The sequence below is a fragment of the Ideonella sp. B508-1 genome (assembly GCF_000333615.1).
Classification (GTDB): Bacteria; Pseudomonadota; Gammaproteobacteria; order Burkholderiales; family Burkholderiaceae_C; genus Ideonella.
In genome coordinates, this window is record NZ_BADL01000339.1 from 1 (window position 1) to 4,577 (window position 4,577).

Consider the following 4,577-nt stretch of genomic DNA (forward strand, 5'->3'; position numbering starts at 1 on the left):
AAGTGCACGTCGACGATGCGCTTCATCGTGTCCGGCTCGGGGAACTTGATGAAGTGGAAGAAGCAGCGGCGCAGGAAGGCGTCGGGCAGCTCCTTCTCGTTGTTGGAGGTGATGAAGACCAGCGGCCGGTGCTTGGCGCGGATGGTCTCGCGCGTCTCGTAGCAGTGGAACTCCATGCGGTCGAGCTCGCGCAGCAGGTCGTTCGGAAACTCGATGTCGGCCTTGTCGATCTCGTCGATCAGCAGGGCCACCGGCTCGTCCGATTCGAAGGCCTGCCACAGCACACCCTTGACGATGTAGTTGCGGATGTCGCGCACCTTCTCGTCGCCCAGCTGGCTGTCGCGCAGCCGGCTCACCGCGTCGTATTCATAGAGGCCCTGGTGGGCCTTGGTGGTGCTCTTGATGTGCCATTCCAGCAGGCGAAGGCCCAGGGCCTGGGCGGCCTCTTCGGCCAGCATCGTCTTGCCGGTGCCGGGCTCGCCCTTGACCAGCAGCGGGCGCTTGAGGGTCATCGCCGCATTGACGGCCAGCATCAAATCGTCGGTGGCGACGTAGCGGTCGGAACCTTGGAATTTCATAGGGGAATCCGGGGGGTGAAGGGGGGCCGGGCCAGTATATGCTCGGCCCCGATCGGTCCCGTTCAAGGCATTGGCATGGGCCCCAGCGGCCCTGACTGGAGGCGACATGACGTGGAGACTCAAGGCGGCGCTGCTGGCCGCCTCGTTGATCGTGGTGACGGCACCTGCGAGCGCCCAGGCGCTGGCCGGGCGGGCCGAAAACGGTGCCCGCATCAATGCGATGTGCATCGGCTGCCACGGGATCGAGGGCTACCGGGCGAGCTTTCCGCAGGTCTACCACGTGCCGATGATCGCCGGCCAGAACCTCAAGTACCTGTCCGCGGCCCTGGAGGCCTACCGCAAGGGCGAACGCAAGCACCCCACCATGCGCGGCGTGGCCGGCTCGCTGTCCGACCAGGACATTGCCGACCTGGCCGCCTACTACGCCACCCTGGGCAAACCCCCGGCCACCGAGCCGCCGGCCACCGTGGCGCTGCCGGCCGAACTGAAGGACAAGCTGACCGCCTGCACCGCCTGTCACGGGGCCAACTTCAACAACACCGTGGACGCCAGCTACCCGCGTCTGGCTGGCCAGCACCGCGACTACCTCTACCAGGCCCTGAAGGCCTACCAGACGCAGAACCATGCGCTGGTGGGGCGGGGCAACGCCATCATGGTGGGCATGGCGGCCACGCTGGATGACGCACAAGCCCGCGCCATTGCCGACTACCTGTCCGGCCTGCCCGGCGACCTGCGCACGGCACCGCAGCCCATGCTGCACTGAACGCGGCATCTGGGTCTCTTCCCCCTCAAGTCCCAGGGTGTCGGGACGATATTCCGGGGAAGGCGTGGGGTGAGTTCGACACGCCGACACTCTGTTGGCGCAATTCAACCACCATGCACAAAAGAACCATTCCGGTGACCCAGGTGCGACTGGGCATGCACATCCATGCACTGGAAGGGCCCTGGATCAGCCACCCCTTCTGGAAGACCCGGTTCGTGCTGACCGATCCGGACGACTTGCAAAAGCTCCTGCACAGCGGTGTGCCGGGCGTGGTCATCGACACCTCCAAGGGCTTGGATGTGCTGACAGAGACCGAGGCGCCGGTGGCCCCCCGTGCGGCGGCACCCGCGCCTGCGGCGCCTGCCCCGGCTCCCGCCCCCCCCGCACCCGTGGTGGTGGCCGCGCCTGCGTCTGCGGCCCGCGACCAGCATGGTCCGCCGCCCGAGCCCTCCAGCGCGATGGCCGAGGAGCTCAGCCAGGCCAAGGCCATCTATCGCCAGTCGCGTGAGCAGGTCACGTCGATGTTCACCGAGGCCCGCATGGGCAAGGCCATCGATGCCGAGCAGTGCCTGCCCCTGGTCAACGACATCGCCGACTCCGTGTTCCGCAATCCCGGTGCCCTGGTCAGCCTGGCACGGCTGAAGACGCAGGACGACTACACCTACATGCATTCGGTGGCGGTCTGCGCCCTCATGGTGGCACTGGGCAAGCAGCTGGGCCTGAACGAGGCCGCCTGTCGGGAAGCGGGCCTGTCCGGTCTGCTGCATGACCTGGGCAAGGCGGTGATGCCGCTGGATGTGCTGAACAAGCCCGGCAAGCTCACCGACGACGAGTTCGTCATCATGAAGAGCCATCCGGTGCGTGGCTACGAGATGCTGCAGGAGGCGCGCGGCGCGCCCGAGGGGGCGATGGACGTCTGTCTGCACCACCATGAGCGGGCGGACGGCACCGGTTATCCGCACAAGCTGCCCGGTGAGAAGATGAGCCTGCTGGCGCGCATGGGCGCGGTGTGCGACGTGTACGACGCCATCACGTCCAACCGGCCCTACAAGGCGGGTTGGGACCCGGCCCATTCCATCGCCCAGATGGCGGGCTGGAAGGGGCATTTCGACACCGTGGTCTTCCAGGCCTTCGTCAAGAGCCTGGGCATCTACCCGGTGGGCTCGCTGGTCAAGCTGAAATCGGGCAAGCTGGCGGTGGTGACGGAGCAGAACCCGAAGAACCTGGTCTCGCCCATCGTGAAGGTGTTCTTCTCCAGCAAGTCGCAGTTGCACATCACGCCTGCGTTGCTGGATCTCTCACAGTCGGCCGATCAGATCGTCTCCCGCGAGAGCCCCGAAGCCTGGGGCTTCAAGGAGCTGGACGCCCTGTGGGCGGGGGACCTGAGGCGCTGAAAGGGCGCTTGTTTCCGCCGCAGTGTTGTCAGCGGGTGGCCCGCTGCCGCACCGCGTCCAGGTAGGCGTGGCCATCGGGCGGCAGCCTGCTGCGCTGCGAGGCCCAGATCATCTCGCCCAGGCAATCCATCACCTCGTGGTGGGCCTCGTGCAGCGAGTTGCGGCGCGCCGCCAGCAGTTCCACCGCCTGGCGGATGCCGTGCGGCTGGTCGATGGACACCTGCTCGCTGATCGTCAGGTGCATGGCCAGGTGCAGAAAGGGGTTGGTGCGGCCTTCCTGCACCTCGTAGACCGCGGCCAGCGCCGCATCCACGTCCGACAGGTCGCCGTGGTACTCGGGGTGCTGGTCGACCCAGCCGGCGGCCAGGGTTTCGATCGGGGTGAGCACCTGAGCGGCGCGCTGCTTGGCCAGGACCTCGCAGAAGAAGCGGCGGACGTCGTGTTGGGAAGGCTGGAACATGGCCGGATTTTGGCCCCAACGGCGCCCGCCCGTGCCCGAAGGGCTTCAGAGCGTGAGCGTGCCTTCGATGACGCTGCTCACGTCGCCACCGATCCAGACGGTGTCGCCCTCCTGCGTCACATGCACCCGCCCGGCCCGGCCCAACTGCGAGCCCTGCGCAGCCACATAGCGTGCCGGTGCCAGCCCCTCGCCGATCAGCCACTGGGCCAGGCTCGCATTGAGGCTGCCGGTCACCGGGTCCTCGTCGATGCCGATGGGGGCAACGAAGCCGCGGACCTCGAAGTCCGTGTCTTCCCCGGTGGCCTGGGGGCCGACGACACCGACCTTGGCGAGGGTCTTGAGCGCGACGTGGTCGGGCCGCAGGGCGCGCACGCTGGCACCATCTGCCAGCAGAAGCCCCAGCCAGCGCGGGCCGTTGTCCAGCCAGCGGGCCTGCCGCACTTGATGGTCGGCCAGGCCGAGGGCCTGCAGCACGCTGGCCAGCAGCGGGGCTTCCACCTCGCCCATTCGGCAGGGCGGCGCGGCAAAGGCCAGGCGGCGGCCGGCGCGCCGCACCCGCACCAGGCCCACACCGCATTGCTGGACGACCTCACCGGGCTGCTTCGGCTGCCCGCCGGCCAGCAGCCAGGCCTGGCAGCTGCCCAGCGTCGGGTGGCCGGCAAATGGCAGCTCGCCACCCGGGGTGAAGATGCGCACCTGGTAGTCCGCCGCCGGGTCGGTGGGCGGCAGCAGGAAGGTGGTCTCGCTGAGGTTGGTCCAGCGGGCCATGGCCGCCAGCGTGGCGTCGTCCAGGCCCTCGGCCTCGTGGATCACCGCCAGCGGGTTGCCCCGCAAGGCGGTGTCGGTGAAGACGTCCAGCTGGTGAAAGCGGCGGGTGCGTGGGGTGCTCATGGCGTGCCGGACTGCAGGGCTTCGTCCAGGGCCTGGTGCACCACGCGTCCCAGGGCCGCCACGGCCTGGCGGATCTCGTCGGGGCTCAGCGTCACGAAGGACAGGCGCAGGGTGCGGGCATCGGGCTGGTGGGCGTAGAAGGGCTCGCCCGGCACGAAGGCCACGCCGGCGGCCACGGCCTTGGGCAGCAGCTCCATGGCGCGGCAGCCGGCCGGCAGGCGCAGCCAGAAGAACATGCCGCCCTCGGGCTGAGTCCACTCGGTGCCGGCGGGCATGGCTTCGCGCAGGGCCTCGGCCATCACGTCGCGCTGGGCCTTGTACTGGGCCCGGATGGTCGGCACGTGGCGCTCCAGGAAGCCGTCCTTGACCACCTCATAGACCACCCGCTGGTTGAAGCCCGGGGTGTGCAGATCGGCGGCCTGCTTGGCCTGCAGCAGCTTGGGGGCCAGGGCAGGCGGCGCCACCCACGAAGCCAGGCGCAGGCCCGGGGC

Annotated in this window: 6 protein-coding genes; 2 read left to right on the forward strand and 4 right to left on the reverse strand. The window is 68.7% G+C overall.

The window, feature by feature from the left end:
- Positions 1 to 578, reverse strand: a 578-nt coding sequence (locus I73_RS28085) for a MoxR family ATPase (protein WP_022981316.1), incomplete at its 3' end; no start/stop codon positions are given.
- Positions 579 to 684: 106 nt separating this feature from the next.
- Between I73_RS28085 and I73_RS14730 the strand changes: the two genes are divergently transcribed.
- Both I73_RS14730 and I73_RS14735 read left to right on the forward strand, forming a co-directional pair.
- Positions 685 to 1,341 carry a cytochrome c gene (locus I73_RS14730; protein ID WP_022981317.1) on the forward strand — a complete coding sequence of 219 codons (657 nt, stop codon included), beginning with the start codon at positions 685 to 687 and terminating at the stop codon, positions 1,339 to 1,341.
- A gap of 113 nt (positions 1,342 to 1,454) precedes the next feature.
- Complete coding sequence (locus I73_RS14735; protein WP_026096766.1) at positions 1,455 to 2,735, forward strand: HD-GYP domain-containing protein; 1,281 nt, start codon at positions 1,455 to 1,457, stop codon at positions 2,733 to 2,735.
- Positions 2,736 to 2,763: 28 nt separating this feature from the next.
- Here I73_RS14735 and I73_RS14740 read toward each other — a convergent pair whose 3' ends face one another.
- From I73_RS14740 to I73_RS14750, 3 genes are all read right to left on the reverse strand, one after another.
- Positions 2,764 to 3,195 carry a DUF1841 family protein gene (locus tag I73_RS14740; protein WP_022981319.1) on the reverse strand — a complete coding sequence of 144 codons (432 nt, stop codon included), beginning with the start codon at positions 3,193 to 3,195 and terminating at the stop codon, positions 2,764 to 2,766.
- A 45-nt stretch (positions 3,196 to 3,240) separates the two neighbouring features.
- A complete protein-coding gene (locus tag I73_RS14745) occupies positions 3,241 to 4,086 on the reverse strand; it encodes a PhzF family phenazine biosynthesis protein (protein WP_022981320.1) in 846 nt (281 codons plus the stop codon).
- Positions 4,083 to 4,577, reverse strand: a 495-nt coding sequence (locus I73_RS14750) for an aminotransferase class I/II-fold pyridoxal phosphate-dependent enzyme (RefSeq protein ID WP_022981321.1), incomplete at its 5' end; no start/stop codon positions are given. The genes I73_RS14745 and I73_RS14750, both read right to left, overlap by 4 nt.

What these genes read in the sequence shown, in the direction of transcription:
- I73_RS14740 (WP_022981319.1), bottom strand. Translation starts at nt 3,195, where the DNA reads ATGTTCCAGCCTTCCCAACACGACGTCCGCCGCTTCTTCTGCGAGGTC.
- I73_RS14730 (WP_022981317.1), top strand. Translation starts at nt 685, where the DNA reads ATGACGTGGAGACTCAAGGCGGCGCTGCTGGCCGCCTCGTTGATCGTG.
- I73_RS14735 (WP_026096766.1), top strand. Translation starts at nt 1,455, where the DNA reads ATGCACAAAAGAACCATTCCGGTGACCCAGGTGCGACTGGGCATGCAC.
- I73_RS14745 (WP_022981320.1), bottom strand. Translation starts at nt 4,086, where the DNA reads ATGAGCACCCCACGCACCCGCCGCTTTCACCAGCTGGACGTCTTCACC.